The organism is Aquimarina latercula DSM 2041 (assembly GCF_000430645.1).
Classification (GTDB): Bacteria; Bacteroidota; Bacteroidia; order Flavobacteriales; family Flavobacteriaceae; genus Aquimarina; species Aquimarina latercula.
Genome location: NZ_AUMK01000017.1, coordinates 15,841 through 32,335, shown reverse-complemented (window position 1 = coordinate 32,335; position 16,495 = coordinate 15,841). Strand labels below are relative to the sequence as shown.

Below are 16,495 nucleotides of genomic sequence, written 5' to 3'. Positions count from 1 at the left end.
TTTTTTATTGAAATTAAGATATGAAGATTACCCGATTGTTTTTTGGAATAGCATTTTTTATAAGTTTTGTTACTATAGCGCAAGACAAAGCATTTATATTAGAAGAAATATGGGGAGGAGCATTTACAACTGAAAGGTTACAATCCTTGCATTCCATGAATAATGGTACGCAATATTCGGTTTTAGAAAGAGATAATACTTCTGGTGAAACTTCTATCGAAGTTTATGACTATGCCACTGGAGAAAAGGCAAATACATTAATCAAATCCTCTTTTATAGACGACCTGAAGTTTTTTCAAGGGTATGAATTTAGTAAAGATGAGAAGAGAGTTTTACTTGCAAGTGAGTTAGAACAAATCTATCGTCGTTCGTCAAGAGGAATTTATCATTTGTTTGATGTGGCTTCCAATAGTAGTTTTAAGATTAGTGACAGTAAAATACAATCACCTGCGTTATCGCCTGATGGAAATAAGATAGCATATGTATTAGATAATAATATATATGTCCTAAATTTTGTTACCGGAGAAGAGATTCAGTTAACAGATGATGGAAAAAAGAATGAAGTTATCAATGGTATTACCGATTGGGTATATGAAGAGGAATTTGCATTTGTAAGAGCATTTGATTGGAGTTCTGATAGTAATAAGGTAGCATTTATAAGATTTGACGAAAAAGAGGTTCCAGAATTTTCAATGGATGTATACGGTGCAGAATTATATCAAAAACAAGATGTATTTAAATACCCTAAAGCTGGAGAAAAAAATGCTAAAGTTTCATTACACATAGCCGATTTAGGAAGTATGTCTTTAGATAAAGTGAAATTAGGAGAGTATAAAGATTTTTATATACCAAGAATTAAATGGTCTACAAATCCAGATATTTTGAGTGTACAAGTATTAAACAGGCATCAAAATAATCTGGATTTAATTTTTGTAGATGCGAAAACGAAAACTCCAAAAATTGTGCTTAACGAGAAGGATGAAGCGTATATTGATGTTACCGATAATCTTACCTTTTTAGAAGATAATAGTTTCATTTGGACTAGCGAAAAGGATGGGTACAATCATATTTACCATTATAAAGAATCAGGAGAATTGATTAATCAAATTACTAGTGGTTCTTGGGAAGTAACAGATTATTATGGATACGATGCAAAAAATAAAAGTATTTTTTATCAAAGTGTAGAAAACAAGAATATCAATAGAGATATCTATTCAATTGGTTTAGATGGAAAAAACAAGAAGAGATTAAGTACTAAAGAAGGGACTAATGAAGCAGATTTTAGCGCAGATTTTAGTCAATACATCAATTATTTCTCAAATACATCTACTCCTTTTGAATTTACTTTAAATAATGCTGCGGATGGAGCAGTAATTCGTGAGATTAAAAACAATCAAGCATTAAAAGATAAACTTGCAGAATATGATGTAAGACCAAAAGAATTTTCTACGATAGATATTAACGGCGAAACATTAAATATGTGGACAATCAAGCCAAAGGATTTTGATCCTGCTAAGAAGTATCCACTGTTTATGTATCAATACTCTGGACCAGGATCTCAATCAGTTAGTAATTCTTGGAATAGGAGTAATGATTATTGGTATATGATGTTAGCACAGCAAGGATATATTGTTGTTTGTGTAGATGGAAGAGGAACAGGGTTTAAAGGAGCTAAATTTAAGAAAGTTACACAAAATGATTTAGGTAATCTAGAAGTTCAGGATCAGATCGCAGCAGCAAAACAACTAGGAGCTTTAGATTATATTGATGCATCCAGAATTGGTATTTGGGGGTGGAGTTATGGTGGTTTCATGTCTAGTAATTGTTTGTTTAAAGCGCCTGATACTTTTAAGATGGGTATTGCAGTTGCTCCTGTTACAAGTTGGAGATTTTATGATACAATCTATACGGAACGATATTTGATGACCCCACAGGAGAATGCGAAAGGGTATGACGATAATTCTCCAATCAATTTTGTTGATGGATTAAAAGGAAAATTTTTACTAGTGCACGGTAGTGCAGATGATAATGTACACGTTCAAAACACAATGCGTTTGATCGAAGCGTTGGTACAAAAAAATAAAGATTTTGATTGGGCAATATACCCGGATAAGAATCATGCAATTTATGGAGGTAATACACGATTACATCTGTATAATAAGATGACTAATTTTATTAAAGCGAACTTATAATCATTAAACAACTTATAAATTTTACTAACTTAATAATTGAATATGGAATTTAAATTTGGAGGTTCAGAGATAAACCAAAGAACCGTTTTAGGACATCCTTCAGGGCTTTTTGTACTCTTCTTTACAGAGATGTGGGAACGTTTTTCGTACTATGGAATGCGTGCTTTACTAGTTTTATTTCTTGTAGCTTCGATCGTAGATGGTGGCTGGGGCTGGGAAAGAGATAGTGCACTATTGCTTTATGGATGGTATACGGGATTGGTTTATATTACTCCAATTTTAGGAGGTTTGATAGCTGATAAAATTATGGGGTATCGAAATGCCGTTGTTTTAGGGGCCTTATTAATGACATTGGGGCATGCATCAATGGCTTTAGAAGTTACTGCTGATTTATTCTTTTATGCTGGATTAGGACTTTTGATTATTGGTAATGGACTTTTTAAACCGAATATTTCTTCAATGGTTGGTCAGTTATACAAAACTCAAGGGAAAGAAAAAGATGCAGGGTATACCATTTTTTATATGGGAATTAATGCAGGTGCTTTTCTTGGAATTCTTCTTTGTGGTTATATTGGGGAGAAAGTAGGATGGCATTATGGTTTTGGTTTAGCTGGAATCTTTATGTTTATAGGAATGTTACAATTTTATTTTGCACAGGGAATTTTTGCCAATATTGGTCTTTCTCCAAAAAAGATGGAAGATTTAGATGATGTAATTGAAGATTCTATAGAAAATACACAAGATGCAATCGAAGATATTATTGATGAATCTAAAAAATCTAAAGTTACTAGTGATAGATTAATCGTAATTGGTGTTTTCTCTTTCTTTGTTATCTTTTTCTGGTGGGCTTTTGAACAGGCTGGAGGTTCTATGACAATATTTGCTTCTGATTATACAGATAGGGTTCTTGAAGGGAACGGAGCTATGATCTTTAAAATATCAAATACTGTATTGACAGTAGTACCTATGTTAATAATAACTTGGGTGCTAATGTTATTATTTAAACAAACCTTTGGAAAATATTCTTTATCTAATATTTTACTAGGAGCAGGTTTTGCAATTATATGGGGTATAGTGATCTGGATGTTACAGAGAGAGTTCGTTGCTGACTCGGCAGATGTTCCTGCTTCTTGGTTTGGTATTCTAAATTCATTCTTTATTATTGCCTTTGCACCACTTTTTTCTAAAATATGGCAAAGTAAGTATAACCCAACAGGACCTGTTAAATTTGCAATCGGATTAATATTATTAGGTTTAGGTTTTGGAATATTAGCGTTTGGATCTATGGGAATACCTTTAGGGGCTAAAACAGCTTCTGTTAGTATGATTTTCTTAATATTGGCATATTTATTTCATACCCTTGGAGAGCTTTGTATCTCACCAGTTGGACTATCATATGTTAGTAAATTAGCTCCTGTAAAGTACGTAGGGTTAATGTTTGGAATCTGGTTTGTAGCGAACTTTATTGCTAATACAATGGCTGGTGTAACAGGTAGTTTTATTGATCCAATAGTAGAAGAGTACGGAATGAGTGTGTTCTTCTTAATGTTTACTATAATACCTGCAGGTGCAGGAGTTGTTATGCTTGTTCTAAATAAGACCTTATTGAGAATGATGCACGGAATTCGTTAATACTAAAACACTACTTTACCCGTTACCCAAAACGGGTGAAGTTTTTAATAAGGAACAGTTTTTGTTTCGACTAATATGTAAATACAAATTTTGAACAGATGAAAAACCTACTTTTACTATTTGGATTTCTACTTGTTTTGCAATCCCAGGCGCAAGAGATCAATTGGATGTCGATGAATGAAGCATTGGAGGCGCAAAAGAAAAAGCCAAAGAAGATTTTTATGGATGTATATACCGATTGGTGTGGGCCGTGTAAATTGTTAGACAAAAAAACTTTTCATAATAAAGACGTAGTAGAATACGTTAATTCTAATTATTATGCTGTAAAATTTAATGGAGAAGGTACTGAAGAGATAAAGTATAACGATTTTACCTATACCAATCCTAATCACAATCCTGATAGAAAAGGTAGAAATAGTCAACATTTTTTTGCTAATGCCTTAAAAATAAGTGGATATCCTAGTATTGTTTTTTTTGATGAATCAGGCAATTTGATTGCTCCAGTGGTGGGGTATAAAACACCACAGCAATTGGAAATTTACTTAAAGATGATTCATACTAATGATTATAAGAAATTAACAAGTGCAGAGGCTTGGCAGCAGTATGAACAATCATTTGTAAGTACATTTAGTAATTAAAGAATATATTTTAATTATAGAAAACCCTCTTGTCTATCTGATAAGAGGGTTTTTTGATTATAGTTGTTTGGCTTTGTGAATGATATGGATTTGTTTGAAGTTTATATGATAACAGAGGTAACATTTTATTGTTTTTAGACACTTATAAGGACGAATAAAACTAAACATCATAAAATGAAGAAAATTATATGGAGTCTTGTACTCTTTTGTACATTGTTTACTAGTGGAACAGCACAGGAATTAAATTTAATTGGTAGGTTAAATGGAAGTATCGGATTTAATTATGAATCGATTGATTATAATGGAGGAAGTTTGGCTTATAGTCCAGGAGGTGGAATGGGACTTGAAGTTGGTGCAGAATATAGGTTTTTTAACGGGTTATCAGGTTACGGAACATTAGGATATCAGTATAATTTAGCCCTTCAATTGCAGAGTGGTACAAACGGATCTAATAAAAGCTCTGTTACTTTTGGCAGAGCCTTTTTTACTTTGGGAATAAATAAGTTTTTCAAATTTTCGGAAAATACGTTACACGGGATTGTAATAGGTGTTGGGGGTAATTATAGTATTCCTGGAAAATTAAGAATTACTGAAAATGATTTTTCTGCAGATCCGATTGAATATGAGACGAATTTAGGTTTTCATATAGATGCCAAACTAAGATTGAAATTGTCAGATGTGATTTTTCTAGAGCCAGGTATTAGATATAGGCAATTAGAGTTAGAAGCAAAATCATTTGGACCGAATACCATAGACGCGTTACCTTCTCATTTACGAACATTAAATACTTCTGGGGTTGAAATTTCTGTTTCCATTATCAAAACAATATAACAGATAGTATCTTACCGGTTATTAATTTTAAATTCTCTTTTGTCTTATTGATGAGAGGGAATTTTTTTAGTTATATACTGAAAATAATACGTTAAATAAACTAGGAATAATTCCTAATTTTGTATCTTTGTTTTGGAATAATTCCTATTTATAGATTCGTTAAACTTCATTAAAAGAATCTTAAAAAAGCAATCTTGGAGTGTGTTTTGTTATTGTATAACAAAATATACTATATGCGTAACACCAATACCTAATTGAAGAAATTTACCTTATGAGTGGTATTAAGTATGAAATACAGAACAGGAAGCTTAGATCATATAAGCACACATTTGATTATAACTTTTGTAAGCAAAAGTATAATGAGTACGCTATGATGGAGTTAAAAGAGTTTAAAAAATGTCTAAAAAGACCTGATAAGCTAGGTGAGATAGGGCATTTGTGTAGTTTTATTCTTTGGGTGAAGAATAAAGAGCAAGATGAGTATAGAGATTGTCTAGGCGATTACGGTTTGATTCATTTATTATTTCATTGTTTAGAGAGTAAGCACAATGCAGATATCCATGCAGAGTATATACATATGCTTTTTAAAGAAGATATTAAGCTGTCTTAATATTATAATTCTTTTTTCGAAAGTTTTTTCCTTCATATGAAACCCTTATAAATCCACATAGCGGTTAAAAAGTGTTAAAATTTATAATAAAATGTATTTCAACGATGATATTTGCATATAATCGTTATATTTGGTCAGAATTGAAATAATTAATAAACCAAATCGTTACATAAAAGTATTAAGAGTCTCCCCATTTTTTTGACTTTAATATTTTACTAGAGCTTAACCTGATATGAAAAAACGTTTCATCATTGCCCCTTCAATGTTGCTGTTAATTGCATTGCTTTTCCCTCTTATCTCTGCTAATAAAATAGAGAAGACCAAAACGACTAAAGAATTAAAACCAGTAAAAGTACAAGCTTCGGTAGATTTTTTTAAAAATCCAATATCTGATAGACAGAAAGAGCTGTTAGTTGAAGCCGTAGAGAAATATTTTGATAAAGCATTAAAACAACACAAAATTGTAGGAGCAGGAGTTAGTATTGTAAAATGTGATTCTGTTATTTATTTAGGTGGTTTTGGAAAAAGAAATGCTTCACGAAAAGAAACGATAGACGAAGAAACCATTTTTAGAATAGGTTCTGTTTCTAAAGGTTTTGCTGGAGTACTATCTGGAATATATGTAGAAGAAGGTTTGCTTAGTTGGGAGGATAAGGTACATGATTATGTTTCTAATTTTGAGTTGGCTAATAAGAAATGGACAGACAGTGTAACCTTATCACATATTTTATCTCATTCTTCTGGCTTACCATATCATAGCTTTACAAATTTGGTAGAAGATGGGATTGATTTAAATACCATAGCGGGTCAGTTTAAAAGTATCAGAACTATAGCTAAACCAGGCAATATTTATAGTTATCAAAATGCAGTATTTGCTCTGAGTGGAGCAATGATAGAGCAGGTGAGTGGGAAGTCCTATGGAGAAGCGATTGCAGAAAAGATTTTTGAACCACTAAACATGTATAATGCATCTACAGATCATAATTCTTTAAAAACCGCTTCTAATGTAGCAATGCCACATAGAAAATATGGTAGACGCTGGAAATCTCTAAAACTTAATCAAAAATACTACAACGCAATTCCGGCTGGAGGCGTAAATGCCAGTGTAGCTGATATGGCGAAATGGATGCGATTTTTATTAGGACATAATCCTAGTGTAATGAATTCGGATGGATTAAATAAAGTTTTTAATCCAATAATTAATCTACCAGGAAAAAGTAAATATTACCAGAAATGGGCGGGTCATAAAGAATCTCAATATGCACATGGATGGCGTATTCATGATTTTAAAAATAGAAAAACAGGGGAATCAAGCAGAATGATTCATCACGGTGGTCATGTAAATAGTTTTAGAAGTGAAATAGCTATTTTTCCACAAGAGGATCTCGGAATAACTATTCTTTTTAATAGTCCAACAAAATTAGCAAGGACTGTTGTCCCAGATATCCATAAAATTGTAAAAGAAGTAATGGATATTCCAGTAGAAGAATTACTTGCAGAGGTATCCGATTTCTAGAATAATTTATAAAATTTTAGTTCAATATAAAAGCTCCCTTTTTGTCTGTGCGATGAAAAGGGATGTTTTGTTTTAAACAACTCTTTTCCCACTGATCGAGATAACTTTTATAATTACTACCATCTGCAACGATTAGTGTTGGTTGTAAGGTTTGAATCATTCTCTCAATATGAAGTTTTGGAGAATTAGTTAGAACAATTATATCAGGGTGTAATTTTTCGAGTTTATAGATTCCAGAGTTATCAATTACTAATATTATTTTAGTCTTATAATAATAGATGTTATTTAGCTTTTCGGTACTGAGAAGTTTGGAATCATTTTCAATTAGATAGTTTTTTAATAAGTACGTTTTAGTGCTAATGGAAATAGAATCTTTAGAGAATAATCTTAGATATTGATTTTGTAAAACGCCTAATGTAGAGTTCCGATAATTATGGAAGATAATGAGTTCTTCTTTACCTAGATTTAGATGTCTTTCATAAATTACAGTTGATAAAAAAAGAAGACTACTTATTAATACAGTCAAAACTCTTATGGCACATCTTTTCTTGAGTAAGAATATTAAAGAAATAATACAACCATATGCTGTAATCAGCATTTTGGATGAAAAATAAATATTTGTTATTATAAACTTTTCTTGTTCAGAAACTTTATGAACAATAAAATTCATTAGGTTAATAAAGTTTCCAAATGTAAGGGCTATCCAATCTGTTAACAAATGCATTTCTGCTAAGAATATTACTATTATTCCTAATCCGAGAATAATTCCTAAAAAAGGGATGATTATAAGGTTAGAAATAAAAAATAGTAAAGGAAATTGATGAAAATAGAATAGTAATAGCGGTAATAAACCAAGTTGTGCTGCTATTGTAACTGTAAGAGTTTCCCATAGTTTTTTATCAATAAAGAATCTAGGAGTATATAATTTAACCAATGATGGTTGTATCCAAACTATTGAAAATACTGCTAAATAACTTAATTGAAATCCAATTGAGAATAATAATAACGGACGCAAGCATAATAGAATAAACATGGAAACAATTAAAGAATTGTAAATGCTTGTTTTTGATCTAATATGCATTCCTATAGCTACAAAAGAGAACATGGTTACTGCTCTAAGTACTGAGGGAGATAAACCTGCGATAATAGCAAAACACCATAAAAGTAAAATAATGAATATGGTTTTAACCACTTTACCATTTTTAGTAAAGTAATCAAGAGGTTTTAGTATCGAACTTAGAATAATTAATAAGATTCCAATATGTAATCCAGAAATAGCTAATATATGAATGGCTCCGGCATCACGATAATCTTTAAAAGTGGCAGAATCTATATCTTGTCTTTGACCTAAAAGGAGTGCGTTAAGAATAGATAATTGTTTATTACTAAAATTATACAATGCGAGTTTTTGATATATATCCGTTCTAATGCTATGTGCAATTCGGTAAATTGAAAATACAGGAGAGTTTGTGGGGATTAATTCTTTGTGCTCTAAACTTATTTTATGAAAAATATATTGTTGCTTTAAATAGTTAGCATAATCAAATTGATTCGGATTTAAAGAAGTAGGTATTGACTCCAAAGTGTTAAATGTAATATAGGAGTCACCTGTTATCAATTTATGATTTACACTATCTTTTACTATTTGTAATAGAAATTCTCCATTAACGTTCTCTTTATTTATTGATGAAAGACTTACAATATATTTTTCATAATATGTACTTGGTTTTAGTCTTTCCTTTATGTGAAAATTTAGTACCGTCGGATTGTTGTCTTGTTCAATTAGATGGGTGTAATGTTCAGAGTTATTTTTTGGATTATTAATTTTAACCATAGTAATCCCAAACATTGTAAAAGTAATAACTACCAAAAAACTGAAACTAATAGAGCTTCTGAATATTTTTTTTGCATACCACCAGGAACTTAGTAGTCCTAGTATTGCAATTATTTGACATATAAGAATAAATCTCAATCCAATAGTAGTGTATTGACCGATAATAATTCCTGTAATCAAGGAAAGGGTTAAGAATAAAAATGGAATGTTACGTAATTTATACACCTATTGATAATTAATAGGCTTTTAGGACCTATAACTAATCGTGTCGTATAAACTAAATATGTTACCTGTAGATTTTTGTTTTCTTGGTATTTTAAGCTAACCTAAAACATGATTCCCTTAAGAATTGATAGGTTTTGTAAAGAAATTGCTAAAGGTAAAATTGAAAAGAATTATTTTCTTATTCGGTTTCTTCTTCTAATGGCTCCGGAAAGTTCTCTCTTCTTGTCTTTTATAGTAACTTTACCAGTGTCTATTTTTACTGTGTAATCGGGATGTGGTCCATGTGGATCTACATCAAGGAGAATATGTAATTTTGAATTATTTGTAGGTCCAAAATTATATGTTTCCTGATATCCTTCGTGTGTTAGTGCATCTATTCGTTTTCCGTCATGACGAATAATCATTTCAAATTCACCTCCAATACCAGTCTCTTTATCTGGGCGCAAAAATTTTCGACTATATGGTTTCATACCGACTAAGCTTCCAAAATAATTAGATTTAGGTGTGTGATACCAGTTCTTAAACCTAGGAGCTTCTTCCCATATATATCCTTTATTATCTCGAAACTTATTACCCATATAATGAGTTAATGTAGTAACCTCTTTTTTTACATTAAAAAGATTTCTATTAAGATGATAATAGATGAACTGATTCTCATCAAATTCTTGCCCATTTACTTTAGCATCAATAACTTTTTTTACTTCTAAGGGATCTAATGAGTATTCCATGATAAATGAATGATTTTTAATACACTAATTTAAAATAATTATGGGGAATTTAAGGTCAATAAAGTAAAAAAGTAAGAAAACAGAAAATAATTTTATAAGATTCTCCTAATTCCGGCAAAACAATTGTTCCAATATCTTTCATCTAAACTTGATATAGTAACTCCCTTAGATGTAGAGGCATGAATAAACTCTATTCGTTTTCCAGTTTTTACTACTAGGCCAACATGATTTATTGCGTTTTTATTTTTGTTTGTTCTAAAAAACAAAAGATCTCCAACAGTAACATTTTTTAGAGATATTTTTTTTCCTTGAACAGACATAGCTCTAGAGGTTCTCGGTAAGACAACCTCTTCCTTTTTAAAAGATGTGTAAATTAACCCAGAGCAATCCATTCCTTTTTTGGTAGTGCCACCATATTTATATCGAGTACCCTCAAATGTCTTGGCATAATCAATAATACTATTGATCTTTTTGTTTTTGGGTGTTACTCTTTTAGTTTTAGATGTGTTTTCGGTTTTTCTTGAAACAGTACTTCTCTTTTTAGCACCTCCACAAGAGGTGAGTGTAATAGATGCTACAAGTAAAAAATAAAATAACTTATTATTCATTTTGGGGCTTTTTATTTTATAGTTTCTACAATTAAATTGGCAGTTTTATCACTAGCTCCTTTACCACCAAGTTTCTTTTCTAAATCATAGTATTCTAAGAACATTACGGCTCTCTTATAATCATCTAATATTTTCGTAAGCTCTTCTTTTAATTGTTTTTTATTAAAATCACCTTGAATTAACTCTTTAACCACAGGTTTGTCCATTATTAAGTTTACCAAAGAAATATATTCTAGATTGATAATTCTTTTGGCAATATGGTATGATATTGTATTTCCTTTATAGCATACCACCTGTGGAACTTTAAATAAAGCTGTTTCTAATGTTGCTGTTCCAGAAGTTACTAAAGCAGCATTGCTCAAACTTAAAACATCATAGGTGCGATTCATAATTAAATGTACCCCTTCCTTTTTTATAAATGGCTCATAAAATTTTTCGTCTTGACTAGGAGCTCCAGCAATAACAAATTGGTAAGAAGGAAAATCATCCACCACACTGAGCATTACTTCAAGCATTTTTCTGATTTCTTGCTTTCTACTTCCTGGTAATATTGCAATTATCGGGCGCTCATCTAAATGATATTGTTTTTTGAAATTATCTGGCATTACTTGAGTATGATCCGCAATAGCATCGATAAGTGGGTGTCCAACAAAATTAACCTCGTAATCATATTTTTTATAAAAATCTGAGACAAAAGGTAATATTACATACATATGATCAACATTGGCTTTAATGGTCTTGACTCTTCCAGCTCTTGATGCCCATACTTGGGGGCTTATGTAATAATGTGTTAGATAGCCTTTTGGTTTTGCCCATTCGGCAATACGAAGATTAAAACCTGAATTGTCGATTAGAATTAATGCATCTGGATTATATTGCTCAATGTCTTTTTTACATTGTTTTATAAAACCTAAAATCTTAAATAGATTTAGAATAACTTCAAAAAATCCCATAAAGGCTCTTTCTTTATAATGCAGAACCATGGTACCTCCCACTGATTGCATTAAATCTCCTCCCCAAAACCTAAATTCTGCTTCGGGATCTTCTTTAAGAATAGATTTCATAAGGTTTGCACCGTGTAAATCACCAGATGCTTCTCCTACAATAAGATAATATTTCATCTCTATATACTTTCGTCGTGTGTTAACTAAACTTACTAATCGCAATACTTACTGCAGCAATTAAAGTAGCAAGAAGTACGCCACGCGCTCTATATGGTTTGTTTTGTTTTAAAAATAGGAAGAAAATAATAAGATTTAGAATGGCTCCTAAAGCAATCAAATTTCCTAAAAAATTATTTTGCTGGGCTGCTTTTAAAGTTTCTTTAATACTTAATTCAGAAAATAACAATATGTATAAAATTATTCCAATTGCATTGGCAAGTATTCCAGTAACAAAACCGAATAGAATTTCTTTTTTAATCATGTAACGACCAGTTGTTTAATTCTTGTATAAAATGATGTGCGGTAAGATCAAATTTTGTGGGAACAATAGAGATGTAACCATTGTGCAGAGCCCACTCATCAGTATCTTCTCCTTTATCTTCATTAATAAATTTCCCAGAAAGCCAATAGTAGTCTCTACCCATAGGATTTGTTCTTTTGTCAAACTCTTCTACCCAATGCGCATTAGCTTGTCGACATATTTTAATGCCTTTAATGTTTTCTTCTTCTAATTTTGGGATATTAACGTTGAGGACAATACCTTTTGGCAATCCATTCTTAAGCACATTATTTACAATATTTTTTATAAATTTTTTAGAAGGTTCGAAATTAGCATTCATACTATAATCAAGTAATGAAAATCCAATAGCAGGAATTCCTTCAATTCCAGCTTCTACGGCAGCACTCATTGTACCAGAATAGATAACATTGATAGCAGAGTTAGAACCGTGATTAATTCCACTTACACATAAGTCCGGTTTTCTATCTAGAATTTGTCTTGTTGCCATTTTGACACAGTCCACAGGTGTTCCAGAACAACTATATTCCCTCTGCGGTCCGTCTTTGTCAATAGTAATAGGATCACAGTACAAGGTGTTGTTTATTGTAATAGCATGACCCATAGCACTCTGTGGACTGTCAGGAGCAACAACAAATACATCGCCAATTTCATTCATTATGCTAATTAAAGTCCGAATTCCAGGAGCTGTTATGCCATCATCATTGGTGACTAAAATCAAGGGTTTTCTTTGCGGCATAGGATTATTTTTTTCACTGGTAAAAATACATTTTTTTTATTCTAAATATATTATTAGTAATCAGTAGTGTACATTATTAGTTCTTTTAAGAAAAATTTAGTAATATTACCTATTATTGGCACGATTTTTAATGTATTTTGCCGGAACACCCCTAAATTAAAAATGAGCGTATGAAAAAGAGTTTTTTGGTATTGATGCTTACCGTAATTGTATCAGCTGCGTCTTGTAGCTTTACAACAAAAATTGATAATGACCCTGATAAGGATCGAATACTAATCGACCTTATTAGTTATGTGCTAAGTAAGGGGCATTACGATGCAAAGGATATTAATGATGATTTCTCAAAGAATGTTTTTGTTGATTATATTGATGCTTTAGATCCATTGAAGCGATATTTTTATGAGAGCGATATTGAAGAATTTAGAAAATTTGAAACCTTAATCGACGATCAGATAAGAGATAAGGAGATTGATTTTTTCAATTTAACGTACGAAAGATTGCAGCATAGAATGACTGAAGCAAGATCTTTGTATAAAGAAATCTTAGAACATCCTTTTAACTTTGAAAAAGAAGAGTCGATTAATACAGATTATGAAAAACTTTCTTATGCTCGTGATAAAGATGAAATGAGAGATCGTTGGAGGCTACAACTTAAGTTTAATGCTTTATCTAGTTACTATGATAAAGTAGATGAACAAATAGATTCCATTACAAAAAACAAAGAGTTTAAGAGAAAGTCTGCGGTTGTTTTAGAAGAGGAATCTCGTGATATAACTACAACATCATTAAAAGAATATTTCGAATTTGCTGATGACTTAGAAAGAAAAGATTGGTTTTCTATTTATATAAACTCAATTGTAGAAGAATTTGATCCTCATACATACTATTTTGCTCCTCAAGATAAAGATCGTTTTGATATTGCTATGTCTGGTAAGTTAGAAGGAATAGGAGCAAGACTACAAAAGAAAAATGATAATGTAAAAATCATTGAAATTATTTCTGGAGGTCCAGCTTGGAGAGGAAATAAAGTAGAAGTTGGAGATTTCATTATGAAGGTAAAACAAGAAGACGAAGTTGAGCCTGTTAGTATCGTAGGAATGAGGTTAGATGATGCGGTAAGTCTTATTAAAGGACCTAAAGGAACTAAGGTAGTTCTTACCGTAAAGAAAGTAGATGGAACTATAGAAAATGTTGAAATCGTTAGAGATGTTGTTGAATTAGAAGAAACCTATGCTAAATCTTCTGTGGTTAAGAAAAACGGAAAGAATTTTGGAATAATAAATTTACCGAAATTCTATTTTAATATGCAGGACTATAATCAACGTAATGCTGCAAAAGATGTAAAACAAGAAATTATACGTCTTAAACAAGAAGAGATGGAAGGTCTTGTAATTGATTTAAGAGATAATGGAGGAGGATCTTTGCAGACTGTGGTTGATATTGCTGGATTATTTATTGATAAAGGACCAATTGTTCAGGTAAGAACAAAAGGGGAATCTCCTGAAGTTTTAAGTGATAAAGACAGAAATGTTTTATGGGATGGTCCATTGGTTATTTTAGTAAACGAACTTTCTGCTTCTGCGTCCGAGATTTTAGCGGCTGCTATGCAGGATTATAAAAGGGCAATTATTATCGGGAGTAAACAAACCTATGGAAAAGGAACTGTACAGAATGTGATGGATCTAAATCGATGGATGAGAAGTAATGACTTTGGAGATTTAGGTGCGTTAAAACTAACTACACAAAAATTCTATAGAGTAAATGGTGGATCTACTCAATTAGAAGGTGTAAAAAGTGATGTTGTTGTTCCAGATCGTTACAGCTATATTGATATAGGAGAAAAAGATCAAGAAAACCCATTGCCTTGGGATAAGATTCCAGCAGCTGATTATACTTTATGGGATGGATATATAGATTTTGATCAAACTATCAATAAGAGTAAAGCTCGTATGGCAACTAATGATCAATTAAAATTGATAGAAGAAAATGCAAAATGGGTGCGTGAGAAGAGAGATGTAAATGAGTACTCTTTAAATTATAGTAAGTACAAAGCGAATATAGAATTGAACGAAAAACAAGCAGAACGTTTTGATCGTCTTAATGATTATAAGACGAACTTGACTTTTGAATCTTTACCATACGAAAAGGATTTAATGAAGAAAGATTCAATTCTTGAAGAAAAAAGAAACAGATGGCACAAAAGCTTAAGTAAAGATGTATATGTAGAAGAAGCGTTGAGTGTTTTAGAGGATATGAAAATTAATAATATTCGTAGATCTAAAAATCCACTTACGTTGAAGAACTAATTTGCTTTAATGCAACAGACTACATCAAATTCACTGACAAAGTTAGCGCTCCAAAGATTTAAGAAAAATTTTTGGGGCGTTTTGAGTTTTTGGTTTATTTTGATTTGTGCACTTATCGCAATTTTAGCGTATGTGCTAGCGCCTGATAGTTCTAAGAATGCAAATCAAATGCATTTATCCATTCATTCAAAAAGCCCAGGCTTTTCTGTAAAAATGTTAACCATACCGTCTGGCAGTGTATCTGATCAATCTTATTTTAGTGAGATGTTTTTTGGTACAAAAAATATGGATACAGAGATTCCTATAGAATCTTTTAGTTTTGATAAAGATATTATTAAAGTTATTCCTTACACAGAAGGAGAACTTATCGGAATTTCTAAAAGTATTGAACTTAAAAGCTTTCCTGAGGAACATAACAATAAAGAAATAGAGCAAAATTTTATTAGTGATCGCACTTTTATTTTAGGTACTGATAAATATGGTAGAGATATGCTTAGTAGGATGCTAATTGGTATTCGTATTTCTTTTTCAATAGGTTTTGTTGCTGTGCTTATATCTTTAATATTAGGAATATCTTTAGGAGCTATTGCTGGGTATTTTGGTGGGAAAGTTGATGTGCTCATTATGTGGTTGATTAATGTAACCTGGTCGATACCAACTTTACTTCTTGTTATTGCTATCACATTAGCCTTAGGGAAAGGTTTTTGGCAGGTTTTTATTGCTGTTGGTCTTACAATGTGGGTAGAGGTAGCAAGAGTCGTTAGAGGGCAAGTTTTAAGTATAAAACAAATGCAATATGTTACTGCGGCAAAGGCTTTAGGTTTTAATGATTTTAGAATAATTACAAAACATGTTTTACCAAATAGCTTAGCGCCAGTAATAGTGATTTCTGCGGCTAACTTTGCTGCAGCAATTTTAATAGAAAGTGGGTTAAGCTTTTTAGGGATTGGAGCACAACCTCCAATGGCTAGTTGGGGAGCAATGATTAAAGATCATTATTCATATATTATTTTAGGCAAAGCATATTTGGCTATTATTCCTGGCTTGGGAATAATGAGCCTTGTAATGGCATTTATGTTAATTGGTAATGCATTGCGAGATGCTTTAGATGTAAAAGGATAATTTTTACATCGCAAACTTCGGGTAAAAAAATATTGATTAACAAGTGATTAACT

General features: G+C 31.5%; 14 protein-coding genes. 8 read left to right on the top strand and 6 right to left on the bottom strand.

Features of this window, described 5'->3' with window-relative positions:
- Nucleotides 1-20 precede the first annotated feature (20 nt).
- The 6 genes from H526_RS0115845 to H526_RS0115820 all read left to right on the top strand — a co-directional run bounded on the left by H526_RS0115845 (nucleotide 21) and on the right by H526_RS0115820 (nucleotide 7,419).
- Nucleotides 21-2,192 carry a S9 family peptidase gene (locus H526_RS0115845; protein ID WP_027393916.1) on the top strand — a complete coding sequence of 724 codons (2,172 nt, stop codon included), beginning with the start codon at nucleotides 21-23 and terminating at the stop codon, nucleotides 2,190-2,192.
- 42 nt (nucleotides 2,193-2,234) lie between these two features.
- A complete protein-coding gene (locus H526_RS0115840) occupies nucleotides 2,235-3,824 on the top strand; it encodes a peptide MFS transporter (RefSeq protein ID WP_027393915.1) in 1,590 nt (529 codons plus the stop codon).
- A gap of 98 nt (nucleotides 3,825-3,922) precedes the next feature.
- Nucleotides 3,923-4,462 carry a thioredoxin family protein gene (locus H526_RS0115835; RefSeq protein ID WP_027393914.1) on the top strand — a complete coding sequence of 180 codons (540 nt, stop codon included), beginning with the start codon at nucleotides 3,923-3,925 and terminating at the stop codon, nucleotides 4,460-4,462.
- A 174-nt stretch (nucleotides 4,463-4,636) separates the two neighbouring features.
- Entirely contained in the window at nucleotides 4,637-5,293 is a 657-nt protein-coding gene (locus tag H526_RS0115830; RefSeq protein ID WP_035085780.1) for a hypothetical protein, read from the top strand.
- Nucleotides 5,294-5,564: 271 nt separating this feature from the next.
- Nucleotides 5,565-5,903, top strand: a complete 339-nt coding sequence (locus tag H526_RS0115825; protein ID WP_027393912.1) for a hypothetical protein — start codon at nucleotides 5,565-5,567, stop codon at nucleotides 5,901-5,903.
- Between the two features lie 232 nt (nucleotides 5,904-6,135).
- Nucleotides 6,136-7,419: a serine hydrolase domain-containing protein gene (locus H526_RS0115820; RefSeq protein ID WP_081415638.1), complete on the top strand. Its 1,284-nt coding sequence runs from the start codon at nucleotides 6,136-6,138 to the stop codon at nucleotides 7,417-7,419.
- A gap of 16 nt (nucleotides 7,420-7,435) precedes the next feature.
- Here H526_RS0115820 and H526_RS0115815 read toward each other — a convergent pair whose 3' ends face one another.
- From H526_RS0115815 to surE, 6 genes are all read right to left on the bottom strand, one after another.
- On the bottom strand, nucleotides 7,436-9,478 hold the full coding sequence (locus H526_RS0115815) for a ComEC/Rec2 family competence protein (RefSeq protein WP_027393910.1): 2,043 nt from the start codon (nucleotides 9,476-9,478) through the stop codon (nucleotides 7,436-7,438).
- Between the two features lie 170 nt (nucleotides 9,479-9,648).
- Nucleotides 9,649-10,206: a hypothetical protein gene (locus H526_RS0115810; protein ID WP_027393909.1), complete on the bottom strand. Its 558-nt coding sequence runs from the start codon at nucleotides 10,204-10,206 to the stop codon at nucleotides 9,649-9,651.
- 92 nt (nucleotides 10,207-10,298) lie between these two features.
- Nucleotides 10,299-10,814 (bottom strand): C40 family peptidase, encoded by a 516-nt coding sequence (locus H526_RS0115805; RefSeq protein ID WP_027393908.1) that lies wholly within the window; start codon nucleotides 10,812-10,814, stop codon nucleotides 10,299-10,301.
- 11 nt (nucleotides 10,815-10,825) lie between these two features.
- A complete protein-coding gene (gene lpxB, locus H526_RS0115800) occupies nucleotides 10,826-11,935 on the bottom strand; it encodes a lipid-A-disaccharide synthase (protein ID WP_027393907.1) in 1,110 nt (369 codons plus the stop codon).
- Nucleotides 11,936-11,957: 22 nt separating this feature from the next.
- Nucleotides 11,958-12,239 (bottom strand): hypothetical protein, encoded by a 282-nt coding sequence (locus H526_RS0115795; protein WP_027393906.1) that lies wholly within the window; start codon nucleotides 12,237-12,239, stop codon nucleotides 11,958-11,960.
- Complete coding sequence (surE, locus tag H526_RS0115790) at nucleotides 12,232-13,014, bottom strand: 5'/3'-nucleotidase SurE (RefSeq protein ID WP_027393905.1); 783 nt, start codon at nucleotides 13,012-13,014, stop codon at nucleotides 12,232-12,234. The genes H526_RS0115795 and surE overlap by 8 nt, the downstream gene beginning before the upstream one ends.
- A 170-nt stretch (nucleotides 13,015-13,184) precedes the next feature.
- Between surE and H526_RS0115785 the strand changes: the two genes are divergently transcribed.
- Nucleotides 13,185-15,320, top strand: coding sequence for a carboxy terminal-processing peptidase (locus H526_RS0115785; RefSeq protein WP_027393904.1), 2,136 nt, complete (start codon nucleotides 13,185-13,187; stop codon nucleotides 15,318-15,320).
- 9 nt (nucleotides 15,321-15,329) lie between these two features.
- Nucleotides 15,330-16,442: an ABC transporter permease gene (locus H526_RS0115780; RefSeq protein ID WP_027393903.1), complete on the top strand. Its 1,113-nt coding sequence runs from the start codon at nucleotides 15,330-15,332 to the stop codon at nucleotides 16,440-16,442.
- The last annotated feature ends 53 nt before the right edge of the window (nucleotides 16,443-16,495 follow it).

What these genes read in the sequence shown, in the direction of transcription:
- H526_RS0115805 (WP_027393908.1), bottom strand. Translation starts at nt 10,814, where the DNA reads ATGAATAATAAGTTATTTTATTTTTTACTTGTAGCATCTATTACACTC.
- H526_RS0115840 (WP_027393915.1), top strand. Translation starts at nt 2,235, where the DNA reads ATGGAATTTAAATTTGGAGGTTCAGAGATAAACCAAAGAACCGTTTTA.
- H526_RS0115845 (WP_027393916.1), top strand. Translation starts at nt 21, where the DNA reads ATGAAGATTACCCGATTGTTTTTTGGAATAGCATTTTTTATAAGTTTT.
- H526_RS0115830 (WP_035085780.1), top strand. Translation starts at nt 4,637, where the DNA reads ATGAAGAAAATTATATGGAGTCTTGTACTCTTTTGTACATTGTTTACT.
- H526_RS0115820 (WP_081415638.1), top strand. Translation starts at nt 6,136, where the DNA reads ATGAAAAAACGTTTCATCATTGCCCCTTCAATGTTGCTGTTAATTGCA.
- surE (WP_027393905.1), bottom strand. Translation starts at nt 13,014, where the DNA reads ATGCCGCAAAGAAAACCCTTGATTTTAGTCACCAATGATGATGGCATA.
- H526_RS0115795 (WP_027393906.1), bottom strand. Translation starts at nt 12,239, where the DNA reads ATGATTAAAAAAGAAATTCTATTCGGTTTTGTTACTGGAATACTTGCC.
- lpxB (WP_027393907.1), bottom strand. Translation starts at nt 11,935, where the DNA reads ATGAAATATTATCTTATTGTAGGAGAAGCATCTGGTGATTTACACGGT.
- H526_RS0115785 (WP_027393904.1), top strand. Translation starts at nt 13,185, where the DNA reads ATGAAAAAGAGTTTTTTGGTATTGATGCTTACCGTAATTGTATCAGCT.
- H526_RS0115810 (WP_027393909.1), bottom strand. Translation starts at nt 10,206, where the DNA reads ATGGAATACTCATTAGATCCCTTAGAAGTAAAAAAAGTTATTGATGCT.
- H526_RS0115780 (WP_027393903.1), top strand. Translation starts at nt 15,330, where the DNA reads ATGCAACAGACTACATCAAATTCACTGACAAAGTTAGCGCTCCAAAGA.
- H526_RS0115825 (WP_027393912.1), top strand. Translation starts at nt 5,565, where the DNA reads ATGAGTGGTATTAAGTATGAAATACAGAACAGGAAGCTTAGATCATAT.
- H526_RS0115835 (WP_027393914.1), top strand. Translation starts at nt 3,923, where the DNA reads ATGAAAAACCTACTTTTACTATTTGGATTTCTACTTGTTTTGCAATCC.